The following is a 20,826-nucleotide window of genomic DNA, read 5'->3' on the forward strand; positions in this document are numbered from 1 at the left end:
CCATGGTGGAGGCCGGGCTCAAGCATACGCCTTATGACGGCTCCTCGACGCCTTTCACCATCGGCATGCGGCCGATTGCGCAGCGCGACTGGATTTGCCCCGACGACGATCTCGTCCGTTTTCTCGACGAGAAAGAAAGGCTTCTGGCAGAGCGTTATCCGGACGTGTTCCAGGCCCGCGCCGATACGCTTGATAGCCAGCAGGAAATTGCGGACGCGCTGATCGCGCATGTCTGTGAGCACGCGGCGCCTTTCTACGCGCGAGAGCCGCAAGGGGTGCGGCTCAAGCAAAGCGGCCGCATCGTTGTGCCGGAACCCGCCGCGCCGTTGCTGCAAGTGGGCCGGCTGGTCCAGGACGATCTTGTCATCATGCGCAAATGCGCGGATGGCTGGCGCCTCGCCGCGGCGCATTTGAGTTTTCCCTCGTCCTGGCCTTTGCGGGAGAAATTCGATCGGCCGATGAGCGCGATCCATGCCGATGTACCGGATTTCGCCGGGCAGATGGAACAGCGCATTGCGCGCATTTTCGACAATATGCAGGCCTTGCAACCGGTCGAGCGCTTCAACTGGTCGCTTTACGACGATCCGCAGCTCCACCATCCCGATCCACGTCGCGGGCCGAAAGCATGGGCGGAGCCGGGCGGCTCGTTCTCGCGCAACGGCTTCCTCCGCGTCGAGCGGCAGACCTTGATGAAAATGCCGCGCTCAGGCGACATTCTCTTCACGATCCGGGTCTACCACGATCCCGTCAGACTGTTCGCCGATCATGTCGACGGCGCGCGCCTCGCTGGCCGGTTGCGGCAGCAATTGCTTGGCATGAGTGAGGCGCAGCTTGACTATAAGGGCCTGCTGCGCGATCGCGACATGATCGCGGACGCATTGGCGGAAATCGCCGCGGCGGCGGTGAGTTAGGGTTTAAGTGCTAACGGGGATGGCCCGGACCAACACGGGCCTGATCACCCATTTCTCCTCAAAAGGATCGCAGCATGGTTGAACGGCGGTTGATTTCCACTGGCTCGCCTTTCGAGAAGGCTTACGGCTATTCGCGTGCCGTGGTCGATGGCGATTATGTCTTTGTCGCCGGCACGACGGGTTATGATTATGCCAAGATGGAGATGCCGGACGATGTCGCGGCGCAGACGCATAATTGTTTCGCGACGATCGCCGAAGCTTTGCGCGAGGCGAATTCCGACATGAAGGCGATCGTGCGTGCCACCTATTATGTGACGGACCGCAACGACCAGGAGGCTGTTCTAAACGTCTGCGGCCACTATCTAGCGGATGTCAGGCCGGCCGCGACGATGCTGGTCGTCGCCGGTCTCCTGAAACCGGAAATGAAGGTTGAAATCGAGGTCACGGCCCGCGTGATCGGGAGATGAACGCATGAGCGACACCGAAGCCAATCGTCTTTCCGCCCGTGCCGCGCGCTATGCGCGGGTCGGGGCCAATGTGGGCGGTGTTGCCGCCCGCATCGCCGGCAGTCGGTTGTTGGGGCTCGATGCGGGCACCGGCAATGCGGCCTCGTTGGCGCGGGCGCTTGGCGGGCTCAAGGGCCCAATCATGAAAGTGGCGCAACTGCTTTCGACCATTCCCGAAGCGCTGCCGCCCGAATATGCGGAGGAATTGCAAAAGCTGCAGAGCGAGGCGCCGCCGATGGGCGCGGCCTTCGTGAAGCGGCGGATGATTGCCGAGCTTGGGCAGGATTGGGCCGCGCGCTACGGCGCGTTCGATCTGCATCCGGCCGCCGCCGCGTCATTGGGGCAGGTGCATCGTGCCACCGATCTTGCCGGCGTGCCGCTCGCGGTGAAGCTGCAATACCCGGAAATGAAATCGGCTGTCGAAGCCGATTTGAGCCAATTGGAATTGCTGTTCTCGCTCCATCGCCGCATGAATCCGGCGATCGATACGCGCGAAATCGTCAAGGAGATCGGTGCGCGCATCCGCGAGGAACTCGATTACCGGCGCGAGGCGCAACATGCCGCGCTCTATGGCGCAATGCTCGCCGCGGTGGACGAGGTGCGCGTGCCGAAGGTACGCGAGGACCTTTCCACCGGCCGGCTGCTGACCATGGATTGGCTCGAGGGTGAAAAGCTCCTGTCGTTCAAGACCGCGACGCAAGAGGCGCGCAATCGCATCGGCGTCGCGATGTTCAAGGCTTGGTGGTATCCATTTAGCCAATATGGCGTCATTCACGGCGACCCGCATCTGGGCAATTACACGGTCTATCGCGAAGCGGGCGAGGCGCAGGGCATCAATCTGCTCGATTACGGCTGCATCCGGATTTTCCCGTGCAGCTTCGTCGGTGGGGTTGTCGATCTCTATGAGGGCCTGAAACAGGGCGATGCCGCCCGCGTCGTGCACGCCTATGAGACCTGGGGGTTCAAAGGCCTCCGGAAGGATGTGATCGAGGTTTTGAACATCTGGGCGCGCTTCATTTACGGGCCGCTGCTCGACGACCGCGTGCGCACCATCGCCAACGGCGTCGCCCCCGGCCAATATGGCCGCCGCGAGGCTTTTGCCGTGCATCAGGCGCTGAAGGAGAAGGGGCCGGTGCTGGTGCCGCGCGAATTCGTCTTCATGGACCGGGCGGCCATCGGTCTTGGCGGCGTGTTTCTACACCTGAATGCAGAGCTGAATTTCCACGATCTGTTCAATCACGCGATTGCGGATTTTTCGCTTGAGCGCGTCGCTGGGCGGCAGGCGAAGGCCTTGGCGGGGCAGGGGCTGGCGGTACCTGCTTGAGTTCAAAACGGAAAGCCGCCTTTTCGGCGGCTTTCGAGCGGGAATTCTTGGCCTCTTCGCGTGTGTGTCGCGTGTTGACGGTCAGTGTCTCGTCTGCTGTGTGCTGGATCTCAGCTTTTCAATTTCTTCTTTTAAGTACAATTTCTTACGTTTCAGTTCGACGATTTTGAGGTCGCTGGAGCTAGGGCTGATCCTCTCGAATTCGATTTCTTTTTCAATGGCTTGATGGCGGCGTTCCAATTCTGACAGATGGGCTTGTAACGACATGCGTGCCATTCCTTCTGCTATTTCAGACGACAGGATTGTGACACGGATTCACAGGTCCGCAAGAGTTTATCGGCCCGTTGGGCGATCAAATTTTTTCTTCGCTGCTTGCGCCGCTGCATGGAGACGAACTCACCGGCCGGGCATGTGAAACATGGCAAAAAATCGACAAAATCCATCGGCGAAGACTGGCCGCGGAGGGCCGTGTCGGCGCGCCGCTTAGGCCTTGCGATTGTTTGGCGCTACGCTCATAGTTGCGGCCGGAATCGGTTTGGCCCCGTCAGAGCCTTTGTTGCGGTGCGGTATCGTAGGGCGCGCAATGCGGAATAATTTGACTGAAGACGAGCGTATCGCCTTCACGGAAGAGCTTGAGCGACTGCGTCAGGAGCATCGCGATCTGGATACCGCCATTCTGGCCCTGCAGGCCATGGGAACGGGCGATCAATTGCAGGTCCAGCGGCTGAAGAAGCGCAAATTGATCCTGCGCGACCGGATCAGCTATCTGGAAGATTGCCTGACCCCCGACATTATCGCGTGAGCCGGTTGGCGCATTCTTGCCCTTTGGCTGGCTTTCCCGTAAGTCCGCGCCTCCATTCTTAAAAGCAGAAGGTCTCAACGCTTTGGCTGCCGAAACCGCCTCTCCCGCCGTTGCGATTATCATGGGCAGTCAGTCCGATTGGGCGACCATGCGTCATGCCGCCGAAACGTTGAACACGCTCGGCATCGCCTATGATGCGCGGGTCGTTTCGGCCCATCGCACGCCCGATCGCCTGGTCGCCTTTGCCAAGGGTGCAAAGGGGGAGGGATTTCAGGTCATTATCGCGGGTGCGGGCGGCGCGGCCCATCTGCCCGGTATGACGGCGGCGATGACGCCCTTGCCGGTCTTTGGCGTTCCGGTCGAATCGAAGGCCCTGTCGGGGCAGGATTCCTTGCTCTCGATCGTGCAGATGCCGGCCGGCATTCCGGTCGGCACCTTGGCCATCGGCCGGTCCGGCGCCGTCAATGCGGCACTGCTCGCCGCGAGCGTGCTGGCCTTGCACGACGCCGAACTGGCGGCCCGCCTCGATGCGTGGCGGGCGGCGCAGACGGCGGCGGTCGCCGAACGGCCGAGGGAGGAGCCATGAATATCGCGCCTGGCGATACGATCGGCATTTTGGGCGGCGGCCAGCTTGGCCGCATGCTCGCGATTGCCGCGAGCGGGCTGGGATTGAAGGTCCACATCTTCGCGCCCGAGGCGGATAGCCCGGCGTTTGAGGTCGCGGTGGCCCATACGGTCGCCGATTATGCCGATGAGGCCGCCTTGGCTGCCTTCGCCGCGCAAGTCTCTGTGATCACCTATGAATTCGAGAACGTCCCGGCGCCGACGGCCGAGTTCCTGAACAAGCTCAAGCCCGTCTATCCCGATCCCAGGGCCCTTGCGATCACGCAGGACCGCGTGGCCGAGAAGGATTTTGTTACCTCGCTCGGTGTCGGCACGGCCCCTTACGTTCCGGTCGACGATCCGGGCAGCCTTCTGCGAGCGGTCGCGCAACTGGGCCGCCCCTCGATTCTGAAGACCCGTCGCTTCGGTTATGACGGCAAGGGGCAGGGCACCATCCGCGAGGGTACCGATGTCTCCGCGGTCTTTCGCGGTCTCGGCGGCGTGCCGTGCATCCTGGAGGGCTTCGTTGCCTTCACCCGCGAGATTTCGGTGATCGCCGCCCACGGCGTGGACGGCTCATTCGCCGCCTATGATGTCTGCGAGAACGAGCATGCGCACCATATCTTGAGCCGCACGCGCGTGCCGGCGCGGATCGCCCCCGAAACGGCGGCGAAGGCCATCGCGGTCACCAAGACGCTGACCGACGCGCTCGGTTATGTCGGAGTCGTGGCGGTCGAAATGTTCGTGACCGTCGATTCGGAAGGCCGCGAGGACCTTCTCGTGAACGAGCTCGCCCCGCGGGTCCATAATTCCGGGCATTGGACGCTCGGCGGCGCGGTCACCAGCCAGTTCGAGCAGCATATCCGCGCGGTGTGCGGCTGGCCGCTCGGGTTGCCGCGCCGGCACGGCGCCATCGAGATGCGCAATCTGATCGGCGATGATGTGCAGGATTGGCGGAAAATCCTGAGCGAACCGGGCGCCAGTCTGCGGCTTTACGGCAAGGGGAAAGCTCGTCCCGGCCGCAAGATGGGCCATGTGACGGTGGTGACGCCGGAAAACCGGTAAATCTGCTTTCACGGCTTTGCCTCCCGAGACCGAAGCGGCAAAAAAATTGACAAATCTGGGAAAGAACATATAATGAACGCGCGTTTTATCCAGGAATTACAAATGCATGAGTCGGGGGACGGACACGCGCGAGGGAGCAACAACGACCCGCCCACTTCAATTTCAAAACCATCGAATACCGGCTGGCGGCGGCGGGACCTGCGTGAGAACGATAGCGAGGCATATGAAATTTTTTTGGAAACAAACTAATACGGCGAATATATTTTATTATTCAATGTGTTACGTGATTTTCTGGGCGAAAATAGAGCGATTCAACGTGGTTTAGGGCGGTCGGCAGGCTGTCTTTGCCCATAAGAATGCTTAAGAATCGCCTCGTTTCAACTTGCCTTCGACGGCCCCGCGTCGACTGTCGACTGCCAACTCTGGACCGCACCATTTTCGAATGCGATTGCCTTGGGTTTCCAGCGGTTTTAGGTGGACAGGTTGGGGGAGTTCTGGTATTCGCTCCTCAATTGCTGGCCGCCGTCGCGTCCGGCTCAAGACTCGTTGACTCTAACCGGCCTCGATTTAGGCCATAGACAGGATGGTTCCGCGTGCAAGTTCTCGTTCGCGACAATAACGTCGATCAGGCTCTCAAGGCGCTCAAGAAGAAGATGCAGCGCGAAGGTATTTTCCGCGAAATGAAGCTTCGCGGTCATTATGAGAAGCCGTCCGAGAAGAAAGCGCGTGAAAAGGCTGAAGCCGTGCGTCGTGCCCGCAAGCTTGCCCGCAAGAAGATGCAGCGCGAAGGCCTGCTGCCGATGAAGCCCAAGGTGATGATGGGCGGCAGCGCGCGTTAATTCGGGTTGTCAGCCGCAGGGTTCAAAACCCGCGAAGCTGCCGGATTGTAAAGTTTTCGTTCGGCGCCCCGCAGCTTGTTGCGTGGGCGCCGTATTCATTTGTTAATCATATGTGCTTAATGAATCCGCCCCGAAAGGCGGGCTCGCTCCCCTAATACCGTCATAAAAGAGCCGTCAGGCCATGGAGATCTGGATCGTGAACAGGTTAGCGCTCGAGAATACGCCCATTCGTCAGCCGCTAAAGGTCGGGCGTTGCACGCTCATTGGCGTCGCGATGATTGCCGCCGCTTTCGTGGCCGGGTGCACCAGTTCCGCTCCGGGGCGTGGTCCGGGCTTCGCCGAGGTCGATCCGGGCGTCGCGAGTTCGGGCAACATTGCTTCGCTGTCCGACGTCATTCAGCGCAACCCCAATGATCCTACGGCCTATTTGACCCGTGGCGGCGCCTATGCCCGCTCCGCCCGCTATCAAGAAGCGATTCACGATTTCTCGCAGGCGATCAAACTCGACCCCAATTCCGCCGACGCCTACACCAACCGCGCGCTGGCCTATCGGCAGATCGGCCAGAACGACAAGGCCCTCGAGGATTTCAACCAGGCGATCGCCGTCAACCCCAATCATACGTCCGCCTATATCGGCCGTGCCAACCTGTTGCGTACCCAGGGCAATCTGGTGGCGGCCCTTGCCGATCTCGATCAGGCGATCCGCCTTGCTCCGGAAAATCCGCAGTCGTTCCACGCGCGTGGCTTGATCTATCAGAAACAGGGCGATTGCGTCCAAGCGATCAGCAATTTCGACAATGCGATCGACCGCAATCCGTTCGTGGCCGCGCCTTACCTCGCGCGCGGTCAATGCGAGATAGCAGGCGGCAAATACGACGCGGCGATCGAAGATTTTAATGCCGCGCTGAACGTCGACACGAAGATCCCCGGCGGCTGGTCGGGGCTTGGTCTTGCTTATGAGCGTCAGGGCAATCGTTCGAAGGCGCAGGAATCCTACAATCACGCGCTCACGGTCGATCCGAATGACGAGCTGGCGCACGCAGGCTTGGCGCGCCTGTAATTGCGTTAGGCGCGGGTTTTCAAGCTTCGGCGGGTGGAACTGGAACTATTTCAGCCCGCTCGCATGAGCAGGGGTTGGCACCTTTTGGTCGATCCACGTCAGGACCTTCCCCAAGACATCCCCCATGGCCAGATGGCCAGCGCCGCTTACCCGGATGAATTGTTTGGGCCCATTTGCGAGCGCAAAGAGCTTTTCGGCGAAGCGAATGGGGATGACGCGGTCTTTGCTGCCGTGCACCATCAGAACCGGCACGCTCACCCGGCCGATCCATTGATCGGCGCGGTATTGATCCTGGAGAAATAGCCGCGCCGGAAAGAACCAGAAGCGGTCGGCCGCGACATCCGCCACCGACGAATAAGGCGAATCAAGAACGAGCGCCGCCGACTCGTGTTGCATCGCGAGCTTGATCGCGACGCCCGTGCCCAACGATTCGCCCATGATGATCAGGCGCTTCGGCGAAATCTGCTGTGCCATGGCATATTGATAGCCGGCCTCAGCATCGGCATGGAGGCCCGCCTCGCCCATGCTGCCGCTCGAGCCGGGATAGCCGCGATATTCGACCGCCAGAAGGCCGTTGCCATTGGCGACGAGCTTTTTGAACCGGTGTTCGCGTCCGGCGATCGTGCCGGCATTGCCGTGAAAATAAAGGATCAGCGGGCGGTCGCCGGCTGGCGGGACGTACCAGGCGTGGAGGTGCTCGCCATCTGCCGTGGTGAGGGTGAGATCTGTGCCACTGTGTAGGCCGATGTCCTGCGGCGTTTTGACGTCGCCGATGGGGACATAGATGAGAGCCCTTTGAAAGGTAACGGTTGCGGCGAGCGCACAGAAATAGATGCAGGCACCGATCAGGAAGGCCCATTTCAGTGCGTGCATGCGCCTCTCCGTTCTTCGTCAAGCCGCCTGGGGCGTGGCATCGATCACGATCGCACCGTCCTGCGCTTGAATCTTGACAGCCATGGCGCAAGCGCGGGCGACGAGCCCCGTATAAAAGGCTTGAATGCCATGCGCGTCGACGGATCCGGTTTCCGGCTCACCGGCGACCAGCGCGGGAATCGTCTGTGCGAGCCGGCAATAGATGCCCTTCGAGCGCACGCCGAAGACGGGCGTTTCGGCGGGGCCGGTAATGGCGACTTGAATCTCGCCGCCGCGCGGAATGGCACTTGCCGCGATCAGGCATAGGTTGAGCAGCAATTTGACCTTGTTTTTCGGCATCAGCACCCGTTCGGCCAGCCAAACGAGGCTGGTCTTGTCGTCAGCGAACAGGCCGCGCGCGACCGCCTCGGCGGTGCCGGTGTCGATCGCCGCGCCGGCCGATCCGGCCGCGCCGAAGGCAAGACGGTGATATTCGAGCTTGGCCGAGGCGCTCTTGGCGCTCTTGGCGACGAGTTCGAGCGCCGCAGTCCGCGTTTCCTCGTCGGGATTGTCATCGAGCATCTCAAGGCCGATGGAAATGGCGCCGACCGGATTGATGACGTCATGGCAGACCTTGGAGCAGAGGAGGGCGGCGAGATCGAGGGAATCGAGGGTCAGAGCGGTCATTTTTCGTTCCGGTTGGTCTGCCGATTTGGTTTATGCCGAATCAGCCCTACATAGGATGTCTTGGGACGGGAATGGTGATAGCTTGGTGAAAGACGCTTGAAAAGCAGCGCGGAATGGATCAATGTCCGCGCCCTGTTTTGGTGGAATAGAGGCCTATTTTGAGTGCCATGAATCCTGTGCGGTGCAATGAGATTGCCGAGATTTTCGCTGCCCTCTCGGTCAAGGCGGGCGCCGTGATCATGGAAGTATATGGTCGCGGTTGCGCTTTCCGCATGAAATCGGATGCTTCTCCTGTCTCGGAAGCCGACGAGCTTGCTGAAGAAGTGGTGCTTGCAGGCCTCGCGCGCGAGATTCCCGGTATTCCGGTGATTGCGGAAGAATCGGTGGCGCGCGGCGAAGTTCCGCCCATTTCGGGCACATTCATCCTGGTCGACCCGCTCGATGGGACCAAGGAATTCATGTGCAAGAACGGCGAGTTTACCGTCAATATCGCTCTTATTTCGGACGGCGTGCCGATTGCCGGCGCGGTCTATGCGCCGGCGCTGGGCAAATTGTGGTTTGGCGGCGCGGACGCTTACCAATGTGCAGTCGCGCCAGGTGCGGCTTTGCCGCCGCGCAGCGAATGGTGCGCGTTGAAGACCCGGCCCGCCCCGCGCGACGGCCTCACCGCGGTTGTCAGCCGCTCGCACGGCGATTTGGCGACTGAGGCGTTTTTGGCGAAATTGCCCGTCAACGAATGCCGATCTGCCGGTTCCTCGCTGAAATTCTGCCTCGTCGCCGAAGGGCTCGCCGACGTCTATCCGCGCTTTGCCCCGACCATGGAATGGGATACGGCGGCCGGCGAGGCGGTGCTGCGGGCGGCAGGCGGCAAAATGCTGAATTGCGACAAGAGCGCCTTCCTTTATGGCAAGACGCCGGAGCAATATCGCAACCCGAGCTTTATCGCTTGGGGCGACGCGGCCTATGCCGAAAAGGCGGCCGTTTAAAGCTTCATTTACCTTACTCATGTTCTGTTTCCAGAAGAGGCTTCGCGGCTGTCTGCCTTAGCTTTGGCCGAGTCGCGCCATGCGTTTGTCACGTTTGCCCTGGACTGTGCGACATCGCCCGGATCGTCCAGCCGGTGCGCGAGAACATTGAGGAACCCATGTCAGGAATTTCACGCCGCATGCTGATGGGCCGGGCTGCTTTGGCGGCCGCATCGATTGCTCTTCCCGCTGGCGCCGCATTTGCGCAGCAGAATTCCGGAACATTCTCGCCGGGTGAGATTGTCGACGATGGCCATAAATTCTTCGGCACCACATCGCGCGATCTGGCGCAGGTTGTCGAGGCGGCCACCAAGCGGTGGGGGCGGCCGAATGCCTATATTCTGGGCCAGGAAGCATCGGGCGCATTTTTCGGTGGTCTAAGGTATGGCGAAGGCGTGATGTACACACGCAATGCCGGCGATCAGCATATCTACTGGCAAGGACCGTCCTTCGGCTTCGATACCGGCGCTGACGGCGACCGCACCATGATGCTGGTTTACAATCTGCCTGCGACTGGCGCGATTCATCAGCGCTTTGGCGGCGTCGACGGCTCGGCTTATTTCGTCGGCGGTTTCGGTTTTACCGCGTTGCAGGCGGAAGGGATCGTGGTCGTTCCCATTCGCACCGGTCTCGGTCTGCGGCTTGGTGCCAATGTTAACTATCTTAAGTTCACGCCGCAGGCGACCTGGAATCCATTTTGATGACGCTTGATGTCATGCCATGATGGCGAGGACTGGATAAACTCTCTGGCGTGAACCTTTGATCGAAGAGATCATGATATTTGCGCTGGGATTCCTGGCCGCAGGGTTCCTGGCGATCCTGGCGCTGCCCGCCATTGCGGGCCGCGCGATGCGGCTATCGCAGCGTCGCCTCGAAATGTTGATGCCTTTGTCGGTCGACGAAGTTATCGCGGAGCGCGATCAATTGCGCGCCGAATTCGCGGTTCAACAGCGCCGGCTCGAACAGAAGGCGGATCGTTATGCCGTGGCCGAGGCGGCAGCCAAAAGCGAAGCCGGCCGCAGCACGATCAAGATCATCGAGCTCACGGAGCGCTTGAAACAACAACAGACCGATGCCGATGGCTTGCGCGAAGAGATCACCGCGCTGCGGCAAGATTTTCATTCCGCTCAGGCCGAGATGGCAACGGCATCGAAAGAGCTCCACGATGCCGCAGGTCTGCGCGATCAAATGCAGCACATGTATGAGCGCATGCGGCAGGATCACGCGGCGCTGGAAAACCTTGCAGCCGAGCGGCGTACGATGGTCGCCTCGCTGCAAACGCGCGTGTCTGGACTCGAGATGCAGGCAGAGGATCAGGCGCGCGCCTATGAAGAGATCAATCGGGCGCTCGCGGAGCGCATGCGGCAAGTCGCGGACCTGCACAACGAGCGCACCATCGCCGCCGCGGAACTGGCTGTTGCGCGCACGAACATCGAGAATCTCAGCCGCCAGGCCGAAGCGTTCAAAGCGCGCGGATCGACGATGGAGGCGGAGTTGAGCGAGTTGCGCCAAGCCCATTCGATGCTCGGGCGCCAGGCGACGCAGCAAACGTCGGCGATCGCGGGCTACGAATCGGCGATCGCCGGCAATGCGCAGCTCTTTACCGAAATGCAGGACCGGCTCAATCAATTGCAGAAAAGGCATCGCGAGCAGGAGCAAGAGATGAATGACAAGCTCGACAGCCTGCGTCAGGAAAAGGCCTCCGTGGCAGGCGCTTTGGAAGCGGCGCGCAATGGCCGCGATCAATTACAGCGGGATATTTCACGCTTGCAGCAGGCGCTGCAACAGCGCGGCGACGAGCGGGAGCTGGCGCTCCTGCGCGAGGCGATTGCCGAGATCGGCGACAATGTGCTGAAACTTCGCGATCAGACCAAACGGGCGCCGAAAGTCGAGCGGCGGTCACGCGCCGTTACGGCGCACAATTAGGTATTGCCCCTAGAGAAAGATTTGCCATGCGTCGTATCGAATATGCGTTTCTCGTTGCAGCCGGTTTGGTTTTTGCGGCCATGCCGGTGCATGCGCAGGTGCCGCCGGATGCGCCGCAATTGCGCGAGCAGCTGCAGACGCTGTACATGCTCGAAATCTCGCAGGATCTGTGCAAGTTCGAGATCTCCGACGATCAGCAGGATGCGATCGGCAGGCAGACCGACGACCTCGAAAAGAAGCTCGACATGTCGGAAGAAGATTCCAATCGGCTCTATCAGCAGCTTGAAAACGAGATGAAATCGCAAAAGGCCGGCGGCTTATGCAATCCCAAGGGAGCCTGGGCCAAAACCTTCAAGGATGAATTGGCGAAGCTTGGCGGGTGACGGCGAGGGCCGTGAACTTGGACCGGTAACAATCCAATGGTCGTAAGCTTTGACCTATTTGTCGTCATTGCGAGCGTAAGCGAAGCAATCCATCCCCTGACCTCTGGTTCATAGCAGCTTCGCTTAAAGAGCCGTGCTGTCAAAGCGCGGAGTAATCCAGGTGGCTGGGAATAGCTTGCGGCGAAATTTCCGACTTAGGGGGAAGGATTGCTTCGCTTACGCTCGCAATGACTGCACATAGGTCGAAGCCTACAGCCACTGGTATAAGTGCCCGCGCTCCTTACATTTCAGTGGCCACCGCCGCCACCGCCGGCGTTTTGCGGGCGGCGCATGAACGGCGTCACGATGACGAGCGCCGCGAACAAGGCGGTGAGGGCGAGGAACACGTCGGCAAGCGCCATCACCGTCGCCTGCTGCCGCACCAGCAGCGCGAGTTGCTTCGTCGCCATAGCTTCCGCGCTCGAGCCGAAGCTGGCGAAATTGGCGGTCATGTTGGCGAGCGTTTCTTCCGCCTGCTGATGACCCCAAGCGACGCTCTCATGCAGCCGCGCAAGGTGCAGGTCGGTGCGGTCGTTGATCAGCGTATTGATCAGTGCAAGACCGACGGCGCCGCCCAGATTGCGGGTCAGGTTGAACAGGCCCGAGGCGTTCTTCAGCCGCTGCGGCGGCAATGTGCCGAGCGCCAGATTGTTGATCGGGACCATGCACAGCATGAGCGAGCAGCCGCGGAAAATCTGCGGCACCAGCAACTCGTAAAAGTCCCAATCCTTGGTGATGAACGACGCCCAATAGACGCCGAACGCGAAGCCGGAAAAGCCGACGGCAATCATTACGCGTGGATCGAGAACGGTCATTAGCCGGCCGACGATCGGCGCGGAGACGAACATGCACACGCCGGTGACGAACATGGTTTCGCCGATCATGCGCGCCGAATAGCCGCGAACTTCCGCGAGATACACGGGATAGATGTAAGTCAATCCGTAAAGGCCGATGCCGAGGATGAATGAGAACAGCGAGCCGGTCCAGAAATTGCGGTCGAAAAAAGCCGAAAGATCGACGATCGGTTGCCGGGCGCTGAGCACACGCGCGAAGAACACCACACAGCCGATGGCCGATGCCATCGCGGCATAGAAGATATAATCGTCCTGCAGCCAATCGTTGTTCGGGCCTTCTTCCAGCGTGTATTCGAGCGCGCCGAGGAAGACGGCCATGGAGATCAGGCCGACCCAGTCGAAGTTCTTCAGCAGCGACAAGTCCGGCTGGTCGAAGTCGATCAGATTCCAGCAGACGACCGTCACCAGGATGCCGGGAATGATGTTGACGTAGAACAGCCAGTGCCAAGAATAGGCTTCCGTCAGGATGCCGCCGACGGTCGGCCCGATCGTCGGCGCGAGCGTCGCGACGAGGCCGATGATCGGCCCGATGATCGGTTGCTTGTCGCGTGGGAAGATGATGAAGGCCGAGGCGAACACGGTCGGGATCATGCCCCCGCCGATAAAGCCTTGCAGCGCCCGCCAAACGATCATTTCGGAGATCGAGCTCGCCTGCGCGCACATGAAGCTCATGAGCGTGAAGCCGGCCGCCGAGATGACAAACGTGTAGCGGGTGGAAAAAACGCGCGACAGATAGCCGGAGAGTGGGATCATGACCACTTCGGCGATCAGATAGCTCGTCTGCACCCAAGCGACTTCGTCGGAGCTGGCGGACAGGCCCGCTTTGATTTCGCTCAAGGAGGCGGAGACGATCTGAATGTCCAGGATCGCCATGAACATGCCGAAAACCATGGCGATGAAGGCGGCAAGCTTGCGCTTGTCGAAGCCGCTCTGCGCCGGCGCCGCGGGAACTTGCGGTGCGGCCGGCAATTTGATCGCGTTCGTTGCTGCCGTCATGACATGCTCGAAAATTTAGAAAAAAGGTCGCGGCGCCGCTTCAAGCGCGGCGCCGCCCATTAGAGACTTAGTTCACTTCGTTGCATTCGCCGTTGCCGCTTCTGCTCGCGAAAAGCCGAGAAGGTCAGTGAGGCTCGGGGCCGGCTTCACGTCATCCCGCGTATGCACGTCCACGACGACCGACATGCCGGGGCGCAGAATGCCTTCTTGCGCAACGTCCTGCGGGATGTGGATGCGCACCGGCAGACGCTGGACGATCTTGGTGAAATTACCCGTCGCATTTTCCGGCGGCAGCAGCGAGAATTCGGAGCCCGAGGCGGGAGACAGGCTCTCCACCGTGCCTTCGATCGTGCGGCGCGAATAAGCGTCCACCGCAATGTCGACCTTCTGGCCCGGCTTGATGTTGCCGAGTTGCGTCTCCTTGAAATTCGCGTCGATATAGGCGCTGTCCAGCGGCACGAGCGCCATCAGGCGCGTGCCGGTCTGCACGTATTGGCCTGGTTGCGCCGCCTTGTTGCCGACCACGCCGTCGAACGGCGCGCGGATCACCGTGAAGGAGAGGTCGCGTTCGGCCTTGTCGAGGGCCGTCTGCAATTCGTCCTTGCCCTTCACCGCTTCGACCTTCTGTGCCTGCAGGACGGCAAGGTTGGCCTTTGCGGTATCGATCGCGGCCTTGGCGCTGGTCACGGCCGCGACAGCGCGGTCCTTGTCGGCGCGCGCGGTGTCGAGCGATGCCTTGCTGCCGGCGGCGGTTTCGACCAGGGCGGCAGCGCGGTCAAAGAAGGCATTGGCGCGCACCTGCTCGGCCTGCGCCGAGGTAAGCTGCGCGTTGGCGGCATCGATCTGCGCGCCCTGCATCTTTTCCTGCTCGCCGATGCGCTCAATCGTCGCATCCTGCGTATCGATCTTGTCCTTCGCGGCCTGGACGGCGAGGCGATAGTCGCCGTCATCGATCGTGGCCAGCACGTCGCCTGCCTTCACCGAGGCGTTGTTCGTCACTGGAACCGCGGCGATGTAGCCTGGCACTTTGGCAGCGAGGACCGACATGTCCGTCTTCACATAGGCGTCGTCGGTGCTGACCAGGAAGCGGCCGTAGGTAAACCAGTCGTACCCCTTCCAGCCGCCGTAGCCGACCGCAGCGACCAGCGCGACAGGCAGAATGAAGCGGCGGAGCGAGCGTTTCGGCTTCAATACGACACCGGTCTTGACCTCGCCGACCGGCGGGGCGTTCTGCCCGGTGAGGGCCGGCTGCTGGCCTTGCGCCACGGTCGGTTGGGTCACGGCGGAGACAGTCTCTGCCTTCAATTCTTCGGACATGATAGGCTCCCCGATCAGCTCGGCCCTGTTCATCTTCGCGCGTGGTCCGCGGTAGCCGGGCGGCGTATCGCAATAATTCTTCAAGGAATGACCGAACGGTTCGGTCAGGACGTGCTTGACATACTCTCTTTTTGAGCTTATTTCAACCCCTGACCGAACCGTTCGGTCAATATTTTTGAGTCAACCCCATGACCCCAGTGCTGGACCTGAACGAAACCGCTGCCGAAGCCCATGCCCGCGAGGATAATGCCAAGCGCCGTCAGGTTTTGGCAGGAGCACGCGCAGTGTTCCTGCGCGAAGGGTTCGACGGCGCGAGCATGAACGAGATCGCCCGGGAGGCGGGGGTCTCCAAGGGCACGCTCTACGTCTATTTCAGCAGCAAGGAAAATCTGTTTGCCCAATTGGTGCGCGAGGAGCGTCTCGGCCAATCCGAACGGGTCTTCATGCTCAACGAGGACGATCATGACGTCGCCGCTGTGCTGCAGCGCCTGGGTGTGAGCTTCGTGGAACATGCCAGCCAGCCGAGTTCGCTGGCGCTGGTGCGCATGGTGATCGCGACAGCGGCCAAATTTCCCGAAATCGGCATTGCCTTTTACGAGACCGGCCCGGCTTTCGGCGTCGCACGCCTGTCGCGCTATCTCGCCAAACAGGCGGAAGCGGATTTCCTCGATTTGCCGGATGCTGAACGCGCGGCGGCGCAATTCCTCGATCTGTGCATGGGCGGTTGCATCAAGCGCCAACTTTTCGCCACCGGCAGCCAGCCGGATATGGAGGTGGTCCGCACCCATGTGGGCCACGCGGTCGATTTCTTCATGCGTGCCTATAGCAAGCCCAACGAGCCGCACAAAAAACTTGCGAAATAAGCTTGCTCTGGCGCGGTCAGGGCGTTAGAAGCACCGGACCTTGAGCATATGCTCCCTTCGTCTAGCGGTCTAGGACGTCGCCCTCTCACGGCGAAAACAGGGGTTCGAGTCCCCTAGGGAGCGCCAAGCCATTCAAATACTTAGCTATTTCAGGCTGGCCTTGCCTACAGTTTTTGCCTACAGTAGGTGCCTACAATGGCCGCCAAACCTTCCTCACCACGTGACACGCTGTACCTGCAACGCATTGGCGAACGCTGGTATTGCCGTGTTCCTGTCCCCAATTCGCTGCGAAAAGAATTAGGTCCATACCTCCGCAAGGCCCTCGATACATCCGATATCAAGGAAGCCCGCAAGCGCCGATGGGATTACCTGCCGATTGCTAAGGCGACCATCGAGGCCGCCGCAGCGCGCCTAGGGGTGGCCATTGACGGCAAGCCGACACCCCAAAAAGCAGACTCCTATGCCGCCTTCCGCGCGCGCCTTGAGAAGGCTGGCCCCGTTTCCGTCAATGCGTCAGACGGGGAGGAAATGGTTAACCCAGCCGTCGAGGCCGTGATTGATCTTGCGCAGCGTAGGGGTGAGGCCGACGACCCGGCTTTCATGCGGGCCTTCGAGGATCACCGTGACGGCCTGCTGCGGGTCTCTGACCTTCGCAAGGACTATCTCGCCAAACGTCCCAAGCGGTCCAAGACGACCGAGGCCAATTATGAGACGGTCGTTAACTCATGGATCGATTATCACGGGGACCATTCGTTGCGGAATGTCTCTCGCTCTAAGGCTCTTGAGTGGCTGAACGAGGCCACCGAAGGGAAGGCGAGGGACACGATCAAGCGGTACGTCACGGTCATGTCAAACCTCTGGAAGTGGTCCTATCGGAGCGACGACAAGCTTCCTGCAAACCCCTTTGCCGGCCTAGCGACCGCTGCGGATGACCGAGGGAAGCCAACGGAAAGCTACGGCCACCTTACTGACGCTGAGGTGGTCACGGCTTATAAGGCTGTTGCCGACGATGATGCGTTGCGCGCGTGTTTCCTGATTTCGATCTACACCGGCTTCCGGCTGAATGAGTGCCTGACGGCCAAGCGTGAGATGGTCCACGGGGTGGAATGCTACGTGCTCGCTGAGGGCAAGACGGCGAACTCTGTGCGGGCCATTCCGGTTCACCCTAAGCTGGCTGAGGTGGTCCAGCCAGCGGATGCTAAGGCAAGCACGCTATCGGTCAGGGCAGGGCGGCTGTTCAAGCGGGCAGGGGTTCCCGAAGGCAAGACCTTCCATTCGCTCCGTAAGAGGTTCGCGACGGCCCTTGAGCGTCTTGGGTGCCCCGAAGCAATGGCGGTGCGACTCCTCGGGCACAAGCCCATCAGCTTGACCTATTCCATCTATTCGGAGGGTAGGCACGTTAAGGACATGAAGCTCTGGGTGGATAGGGTTACGCAGCCTGTTTGAGCGGCGTTGGTACAAACAAAAAGGGCCACCAGGGGAAAACCGATGGCCCAAAGGGTCCTGGGGTTTGCTCGGAAGTAACACAACGCTTCGGAGAGACGCTATGCGTTCTAAGCAAACTCAATATTCGCACAAATTAATTCGGGTGTCTGCGAACTGGATCACATTGCGCAATCGCTGCGCGCCTTGTGCAGCTAACGCTTGCGCCCTTCTTGGTGAAAACGATAGGGGGCACAGTGACCGTAGGCGATCATGCGAACCGCTGCAGTCCTGTGATTTAGGTCACACATGATGACCCCTATGTTGCATAAAAAGGGGGCGGGCAGAGCCAAATAGGTGAGAACTGCGGGGGGACGGAACGATGGAACGGATTAAGGCGACTATCGCCGCACTGACAGGGTCGGCAATTGGCATCGGATGCTTGCTGTGTGGGACGGTCGGCTGGGCCTATTGGATGTGGATGGCAATTAAGCTCGGCAGCTTCGCGATGTTCTTCGTCGGCCTTCTTGGTCCGCTCGGAGTGATCGCCGGTATCTTGGGGCTTTGGTCGCTCATCTTCGGGGCGCCACTCTGGTTGCTCCATCTGTTCGGCTAGACAAGCCCCAATCAAGACAAGCTGTGCGCGGAATGTTGACACGACCGGGAGACGTGCCCCCGGTCGCTTTGTTATTGACTACCGCCCGTTACGGTGCGGGGTTCCCGAATGGCGTGTTGATGATTGAGTCAAACACCTGACGGTCCTTGCCTCGGTCGTTGATCTTGCCTTCAAGACTATTGTGCTGCCAAACGTTGTTAGCGTTGGCGAGATCGGCAATGTTGAAGGACGCATTGGGTACATCAAACGGATGCATCCAGCCGCGCTTGGAGACCAGCGCCCAGTTTCCCGTTCGCCCGATCTCAGAGATGGTTACGTCGTCCTTAGTTTCCCCAAGCATCTCTAGCCGGGCCTTGTTGGCTTCCCACCAGTTGTCAATGTAGTGGTTCGCTAAGTCCCCGAAGTTGTCCGGGACTTGCTTACCAGCGGTGCGCACAGCCGCCCCATTGATGATCGAATAGTTAGCGGACACCTTCTCAGCCGCTGCCTTGATGGCGCTGTCCAATGGCATCTGTGAGTAGTTGTGCAGCAGGTTTGCCGCATCACGCACCTCTGTAGCCACCTGATCCGAGTTTGCGACGGTGCTGAGATCGTCAGTAACGTGCGGCCACCACGAGGTTTTAAGCGCCGTATGAATCTTCTCCTGCGCATCCGCCTCCCTCAGCCTCGGCTCATCCTTCAAAGAGTTAGGGTCTTGCATAGACTTCGCTGCCATCGTGAGGGCCTGGTTCTGCGTCATACCAGCATCCTCAGCCGACTGCGCAAGCCAATAGAACCTGTCCGTCTTCTCATCGAGATGGTTGCGGGCCATGTTAGGCGAGATGGCCATGAGCTGCTTGTACATCTCGTAGCCCTTAGAGGTGGCCTGAGAAGGCGGCTGACCGGCAGCGAGGGAGTTGTCGGCGGACATGTAGCCAGCCCCCATGGTCTCCTTCCACTGCTTGTTCTCGATACCTTGGCCGTAGATGGGGGCCTGCTCAAGGAGCTTAGCTTGCGCCTGCTGGGGATCGTTGAGGGCGTTGGGGTACTTCTGATCCAACCAGCTTTCGAACTTGGGGAGCGCCGCTTTGATCTGCTCGTCTGAGTTTATGGTCTTGGGCTCACCGCTCATGTCAAACGTCTCGAACGGCTTGATGCCACCAATCTTCGCCGTACCAGCCTGTAGAGCTGGCATGACGTTGTTGTGGATGTTGACGTTCATGTCGTTGTCGAGGGCGGCCCTGTACTGTGCCCTACGGGCCTGCGCTGCGGACCCCATCAGCGCATTGTCGTACATGTAGTCCGACATGGACATGATGCGATCGGTGGCCAGGATGGGATGCTGCTTAGCGAACGCATCGCGGGCCTGGATGTAGCCTGGATCACCTCTTGCGGCCAGCTGTTTCAAGTTGGCGATGAGGTTGAAGTTCTCAGAGCCTAAGCGCCGCTCAGCGGTGGCTTCAGTCTGCGCTAGGAGTTGGTTAGGGAGGCCGCCTAGCGAAGCAGCATTCGTCATCGGCCCAAGGCTGTTCCCGTTGGCGTCCTTGCGGTCACCTGTGAGAATGCCCCGGATAAGCTGGCTTTCCTTCTCCCAGTCCGGGCTGGCGGCCAGGCCTTCAACCTTGTGCTGCAGTGCCCCCAGGAGGAGCTTCTCTTGATCCGGAAAGGGCATGTTACTCACCACGTTGGTGGTCTGCATGTCCTTGCGGATGTTGCCGTAGATTTGATCTGGGGACAGACCACGCTCAAGGCCCTCGGACATGCGGGCATTGAGGAAGCCGCTTACAAGGTCATTACGCTGATTGACTTGATACCCGGCCTGGTCCTGAGCGTGTTGCTGACGGAGGTTCTCAATACCTGGCGCAATGCTCTCATAGAAGTGTGCAGCCTGGCGCGGGGGCATGCCCTGCATGAGCGGCTGAACTTACCCCCTAATGAAGGCGTTGAAGTCCCCGTTCTGCTTGTCGAAGTTGGTGTCATACGCCTGCCTGATCCCAGCAAGGGCGTCCTGGCCCTGCGTGGTGCCAATCATGGCTTGCCCGAGGTTGCGCGCTACGGGGTTCTGCAGGGCCGGATTGGACGCCAGGATTTGCTTCTGCTCATCCGCCGACTTGCCATAGAGGGCCGCTGCAACAGTGCCGGGGATTTCCTGACGCTGCTGTTGGGCCTCTACACCCATATACTCCTGAAGGCCCGGCTGGATGGATGACAGGGACTCCGCAAGGCGCTGCAGGTTTGCGTCAGGCAGGAACTGAGGCGACCGCATGGTGTAGTCATTGAACCGTGCAGCGGGCCTTAGGGTGGGCGGCGTGGCCAGCGGATCGTCCACCTGAGGGCGTGTTGCGGCGGGCGTTGCGGGGGTGTTTGGGGCGTCCCCTTGGAAGGGCGTGAGGCCGGATACGGTGTTAGCCATGTTGAAAGTTTCCGTTGTTAGAGAGGGGGAAATGTTGCGTGGAATGTGGCGTCAATCGCACGCCCTCATTTCCTCTTGCATGGCTTTGACTTCCGCCAGATAGGCGCCTCTGGAGCCCCCCGTGATGGACACCAAACCGCGCTTCACCGCTTCCTCAACAGTCATCGTTGGGAGGGGCGGAAGGTGTATGTGTGTCGCCCGATATCTTGGCGGGTCTCCATCGGACCATTCGCAACCAATGGAGCCGCTTGCGGGAAGCGTCAGTGACCTATCGGCCAATGCCTGTGCGACCATCTCCACCTCCAGCGCGCTATAGCGGGACAAGATGTTGGCCTCATCTTGCT

22 protein-coding genes and 1 tRNA gene are annotated in these 20,826 nt (G+C 60.3%); 16 read left to right on the forward strand and 7 right to left on the reverse strand.

All coding sequences use genetic code 11. The features are described from left to right. Nucleotides 1-2: 2 nt before the first annotated feature. The 3 genes from V9T28_RS04695 (at nt 3) to V9T28_RS04705 (ending at nt 2,741) form a co-directional block, all read left to right on the forward strand. Nucleotides 3-911: a heme-dependent oxidative N-demethylase family protein gene (locus V9T28_RS04695; protein ID WP_116401394.1), complete on the forward strand. Its 909-nt coding sequence runs from the start codon at nt 3-5 to the stop codon at nt 909-911. A gap of 74 nt (nt 912-985) precedes the next feature. Continuing rightward, the gene (locus tag V9T28_RS04700; protein WP_116401395.1) at nt 986-1,378 is read left to right on the forward strand and encodes a RidA family protein; all 393 of its coding nucleotides are present in this window, start codon (nt 986-988) and stop codon (nt 1,376-1,378) included. A gap of 4 nt (nt 1,379-1,382) precedes the next feature. Further along, nucleotides 1,383-2,741: an ABC1 kinase family protein gene (locus tag V9T28_RS04705; RefSeq protein ID WP_116401396.1), complete on the forward strand. Its 1,359-nt coding sequence runs from the start codon at nt 1,383-1,385 to the stop codon at nt 2,739-2,741. Between the two features lie 81 nt (nt 2,742-2,822). Here the strand turns inward: V9T28_RS04705 and V9T28_RS04710 are convergent, their stop codons facing one another. Further along, complete coding sequence (locus V9T28_RS04710) at nt 2,823-3,008, reverse strand: YdcH family protein (protein ID WP_116401568.1); 186 nt, start codon at nt 3,006-3,008, stop codon at nt 2,823-2,825. A 316-nt stretch (nt 3,009-3,324) separates the two neighbouring features. Here V9T28_RS04710 and V9T28_RS04715 point away from each other — a divergent pair, with 316 nt between their 5' ends. The 5 genes from V9T28_RS04715 (at nt 3,325) to V9T28_RS04735 (ending at nt 7,110) form a co-directional block, all read left to right on the forward strand. After that, nucleotides 3,325-3,543: a YdcH family protein gene (locus V9T28_RS04715; RefSeq protein WP_116401397.1), complete on the forward strand. Its 219-nt coding sequence runs from the start codon at nt 3,325-3,327 to the stop codon at nt 3,541-3,543. A 121-nt stretch (nt 3,544-3,664) separates the two neighbouring features. After that, complete coding sequence (purE, locus tag V9T28_RS04720) at nt 3,665-4,129, forward strand: 5-(carboxyamino)imidazole ribonucleotide mutase (protein WP_116401398.1); 465 nt, start codon at nt 3,665-3,667, stop codon at nt 4,127-4,129. Continuing rightward, nucleotides 4,126-5,211 (forward strand): 5-(carboxyamino)imidazole ribonucleotide synthase, encoded by a 1,086-nt coding sequence (locus V9T28_RS04725; RefSeq protein WP_116401399.1) that lies wholly within the window; start codon nt 4,126-4,128, stop codon nt 5,209-5,211. Before purE ends, V9T28_RS04725 begins: the two co-directional genes overlap by 4 nt. 593 nt (nt 5,212-5,804) lie before the next feature. Next, nucleotides 5,805-6,050 (forward strand): 30S ribosomal protein S21, encoded by a 246-nt coding sequence (gene rpsU / locus V9T28_RS04730; RefSeq protein ID WP_116401400.1) that lies wholly within the window; start codon nt 5,805-5,807, stop codon nt 6,048-6,050. 196 nt (nt 6,051-6,246) lie between these two features. After that, nucleotides 6,247-7,110: a tetratricopeptide repeat protein gene (locus V9T28_RS04735; RefSeq protein ID WP_445242152.1), complete on the forward strand. Its 864-nt coding sequence runs from the start codon at nt 6,247-6,249 to the stop codon at nt 7,108-7,110. 45 nt (nt 7,111-7,155) lie between these two features. Here V9T28_RS04735 and V9T28_RS04740 read toward each other — a convergent pair whose 3' ends face one another. Continuing rightward, nucleotides 7,156-7,983 carry an alpha/beta hydrolase gene (locus tag V9T28_RS04740; RefSeq protein WP_116401402.1) on the reverse strand — a complete coding sequence of 276 codons (828 nt, stop codon included), beginning with the start codon at nt 7,981-7,983 and terminating at the stop codon, nt 7,156-7,158. Nucleotides 7,984-8,001: 18 nt separating this feature from the next. Continuing rightward, a complete protein-coding gene (chpT, locus tag V9T28_RS04745; RefSeq protein WP_116401403.1) occupies nt 8,002-8,649 on the reverse strand; it encodes a histidine phosphotransferase ChpT in 648 nt (215 codons plus the stop codon). Nucleotides 8,650-8,816: 167 nt separating this feature from the next. Between chpT and cysQ the strand changes: the two genes are divergently transcribed. From cysQ to V9T28_RS04765, 4 genes are all read left to right on the forward strand, one after another. Continuing rightward, on the forward strand, nt 8,817-9,635 hold the full coding sequence (gene cysQ / locus V9T28_RS04750) for a 3'(2'),5'-bisphosphate nucleotidase CysQ (RefSeq protein ID WP_116401404.1): 819 nt from the start codon (nt 8,817-8,819) through the stop codon (nt 9,633-9,635). 158 nt (nt 9,636-9,793) lie between these two features. Then, on the forward strand, nt 9,794-10,375 hold the full coding sequence (locus V9T28_RS04755) for a DUF1134 domain-containing protein (RefSeq protein WP_199500173.1): 582 nt from the start codon (nt 9,794-9,796) through the stop codon (nt 10,373-10,375). Between the two features lie 73 nt (nt 10,376-10,448). After that, nucleotides 10,449-11,600, forward strand: a complete 1,152-nt coding sequence (locus V9T28_RS04760; RefSeq protein ID WP_147306452.1) for a hypothetical protein — start codon at nt 10,449-10,451, stop codon at nt 11,598-11,600. A gap of 26 nt (nt 11,601-11,626) precedes the next feature. Beyond that, entirely contained in the window at nt 11,627-11,983 is a 357-nt protein-coding gene (locus V9T28_RS04765; RefSeq protein WP_116401407.1) for a hypothetical protein, read from the forward strand. Nucleotides 11,984-12,270: 287 nt separating this feature from the next. On the opposite strand, the gene V9T28_RS04770 is transcribed toward V9T28_RS04765, so the two are convergent. Continuing rightward, nucleotides 12,271-13,872, reverse strand: coding sequence for a DHA2 family efflux MFS transporter permease subunit (locus tag V9T28_RS04770; RefSeq protein WP_116401408.1), 1,602 nt, complete (start codon nt 13,870-13,872; stop codon nt 12,271-12,273). 72 nt (nt 13,873-13,944) lie between these two features. After that, a complete protein-coding gene (locus V9T28_RS04775) occupies nt 13,945-15,189 on the reverse strand; it encodes an HlyD family secretion protein (RefSeq protein WP_116401569.1) in 1,245 nt (414 codons plus the stop codon). Between the two features lie 188 nt (nt 15,190-15,377). Between V9T28_RS04775 and V9T28_RS04780 the strand changes: the two genes are divergently transcribed. The 4 genes from V9T28_RS04780 (at nt 15,378) to V9T28_RS04795 (ending at nt 18,090) form a co-directional block, all read left to right on the forward strand. Then, the gene (locus tag V9T28_RS04780; RefSeq protein WP_116401409.1) at nt 15,378-16,052 is read left to right on the forward strand and encodes a TetR/AcrR family transcriptional regulator; all 675 of its coding nucleotides are present in this window, start codon (nt 15,378-15,380) and stop codon (nt 16,050-16,052) included. A gap of 50 nt (nt 16,053-16,102) precedes the next feature. Next, nucleotides 16,103-16,178 (forward strand) — tRNA-Glu (locus V9T28_RS04785). Between the two features lie 69 nt (nt 16,179-16,247). Beyond that, on the forward strand, nt 16,248-17,498 hold the full coding sequence (locus tag V9T28_RS04790) for a tyrosine-type recombinase/integrase (RefSeq protein WP_116401410.1): 1,251 nt from the start codon (nt 16,248-16,250) through the stop codon (nt 17,496-17,498). A gap of 358 nt (nt 17,499-17,856) precedes the next feature. Further along, nucleotides 17,857-18,090, forward strand: coding sequence for a maltose ABC transporter permease (locus tag V9T28_RS04795; RefSeq protein ID WP_116401411.1), 234 nt, complete (start codon nt 17,857-17,859; stop codon nt 18,088-18,090). Nucleotides 18,091-18,178: 88 nt separating this feature from the next. Here the strand turns inward: V9T28_RS04795 and V9T28_RS04800 are convergent, their stop codons facing one another. Next, nucleotides 18,179-19,981, reverse strand: a complete 1,803-nt coding sequence (locus V9T28_RS04800) for a hypothetical protein (protein ID WP_116401412.1) — start codon at nt 19,979-19,981, stop codon at nt 18,179-18,181. 12 nt (nt 19,982-19,993) lie between these two features. Continuing rightward, nucleotides 19,994-20,482, reverse strand: a complete 489-nt coding sequence (locus V9T28_RS04805) for a hypothetical protein (protein ID WP_116401413.1) — start codon at nt 20,480-20,482, stop codon at nt 19,994-19,996. Between the last annotated feature and the right edge of the window lie 344 nt (nt 20,483-20,826).

Origin of the sequence: Methylovirgula sp. 4M-Z18 (assembly GCF_037890675.1) — a bacterium.
GTDB lineage: Bacteria > Pseudomonadota > Alphaproteobacteria > Rhizobiales > Beijerinckiaceae > 4M-Z18.

Excerpts from the sequence above, each read along its gene's own strand:
- V9T28_RS04695 (WP_116401394.1), top strand. The coding sequence starts at position 3 with ATGGTGGAGGCCGGGCTCAAGCATACGCCTTATGACGGCTCCTCGACG.
- V9T28_RS04700 (WP_116401395.1), top strand. The coding sequence starts at position 986 with ATGGTTGAACGGCGGTTGATTTCCACTGGCTCGCCTTTCGAGAAGGCT.
- V9T28_RS04705 (WP_116401396.1), top strand. The coding sequence starts at position 1,383 with ATGAGCGACACCGAAGCCAATCGTCTTTCCGCCCGTGCCGCGCGCTAT.
- V9T28_RS04710 (WP_116401568.1), bottom strand. The coding sequence starts at position 3,008 with ATGTCGTTACAAGCCCATCTGTCAGAATTGGAACGCCGCCATCAAGCC.
- V9T28_RS04715 (WP_116401397.1), top strand. The coding sequence starts at position 3,325 with ATGCGGAATAATTTGACTGAAGACGAGCGTATCGCCTTCACGGAAGAG.
- purE (WP_116401398.1), top strand. The coding sequence starts at position 3,665 with ATGGGCAGTCAGTCCGATTGGGCGACCATGCGTCATGCCGCCGAAACG.
- V9T28_RS04725 (WP_116401399.1), top strand. The coding sequence starts at position 4,126 with ATGAATATCGCGCCTGGCGATACGATCGGCATTTTGGGCGGCGGCCAG.
- V9T28_RS04740 (WP_116401402.1), bottom strand. The coding sequence starts at position 7,983 with ATGCACGCACTGAAATGGGCCTTCCTGATCGGTGCCTGCATCTATTTC.
- chpT (WP_116401403.1), bottom strand. The coding sequence starts at position 8,649 with ATGACCGCTCTGACCCTCGATTCCCTCGATCTCGCCGCCCTCCTCTGC.
- cysQ (WP_116401404.1), top strand. The coding sequence starts at position 8,817 with ATGAATCCTGTGCGGTGCAATGAGATTGCCGAGATTTTCGCTGCCCTC.
- V9T28_RS04755 (WP_199500173.1), top strand. The coding sequence starts at position 9,794 with ATGTCAGGAATTTCACGCCGCATGCTGATGGGCCGGGCTGCTTTGGCG.
- V9T28_RS04760 (WP_147306452.1), top strand. The coding sequence starts at position 10,449 with ATGATATTTGCGCTGGGATTCCTGGCCGCAGGGTTCCTGGCGATCCTG.
- V9T28_RS04765 (WP_116401407.1), top strand. The coding sequence starts at position 11,627 with ATGCGTCGTATCGAATATGCGTTTCTCGTTGCAGCCGGTTTGGTTTTT.
- V9T28_RS04770 (WP_116401408.1), bottom strand. The coding sequence starts at position 13,872 with ATGACGGCAGCAACGAACGCGATCAAATTGCCGGCCGCACCGCAAGTT.
- V9T28_RS04775 (WP_116401569.1), bottom strand. The coding sequence starts at position 15,189 with ATGTCCGAAGAATTGAAGGCAGAGACTGTCTCCGCCGTGACCCAACCG.
- V9T28_RS04780 (WP_116401409.1), top strand. The coding sequence starts at position 15,378 with ATGACCCCAGTGCTGGACCTGAACGAAACCGCTGCCGAAGCCCATGCC.
- V9T28_RS04790 (WP_116401410.1), top strand. The coding sequence starts at position 16,248 with ATGGCCGCCAAACCTTCCTCACCACGTGACACGCTGTACCTGCAACGC.
- V9T28_RS04795 (WP_116401411.1), top strand. The coding sequence starts at position 17,857 with ATGGAACGGATTAAGGCGACTATCGCCGCACTGACAGGGTCGGCAATT.
- V9T28_RS04800 (WP_116401412.1), bottom strand. The coding sequence starts at position 19,981 with ATGCAGGGCATGCCCCCGCGCCAGGCTGCACACTTCTATGAGAGCATT.
- V9T28_RS04805 (WP_116401413.1), bottom strand. The coding sequence starts at position 20,482 with ATGGCTAACACCGTATCCGGCCTCACGCCCTTCCAAGGGGACGCCCCA.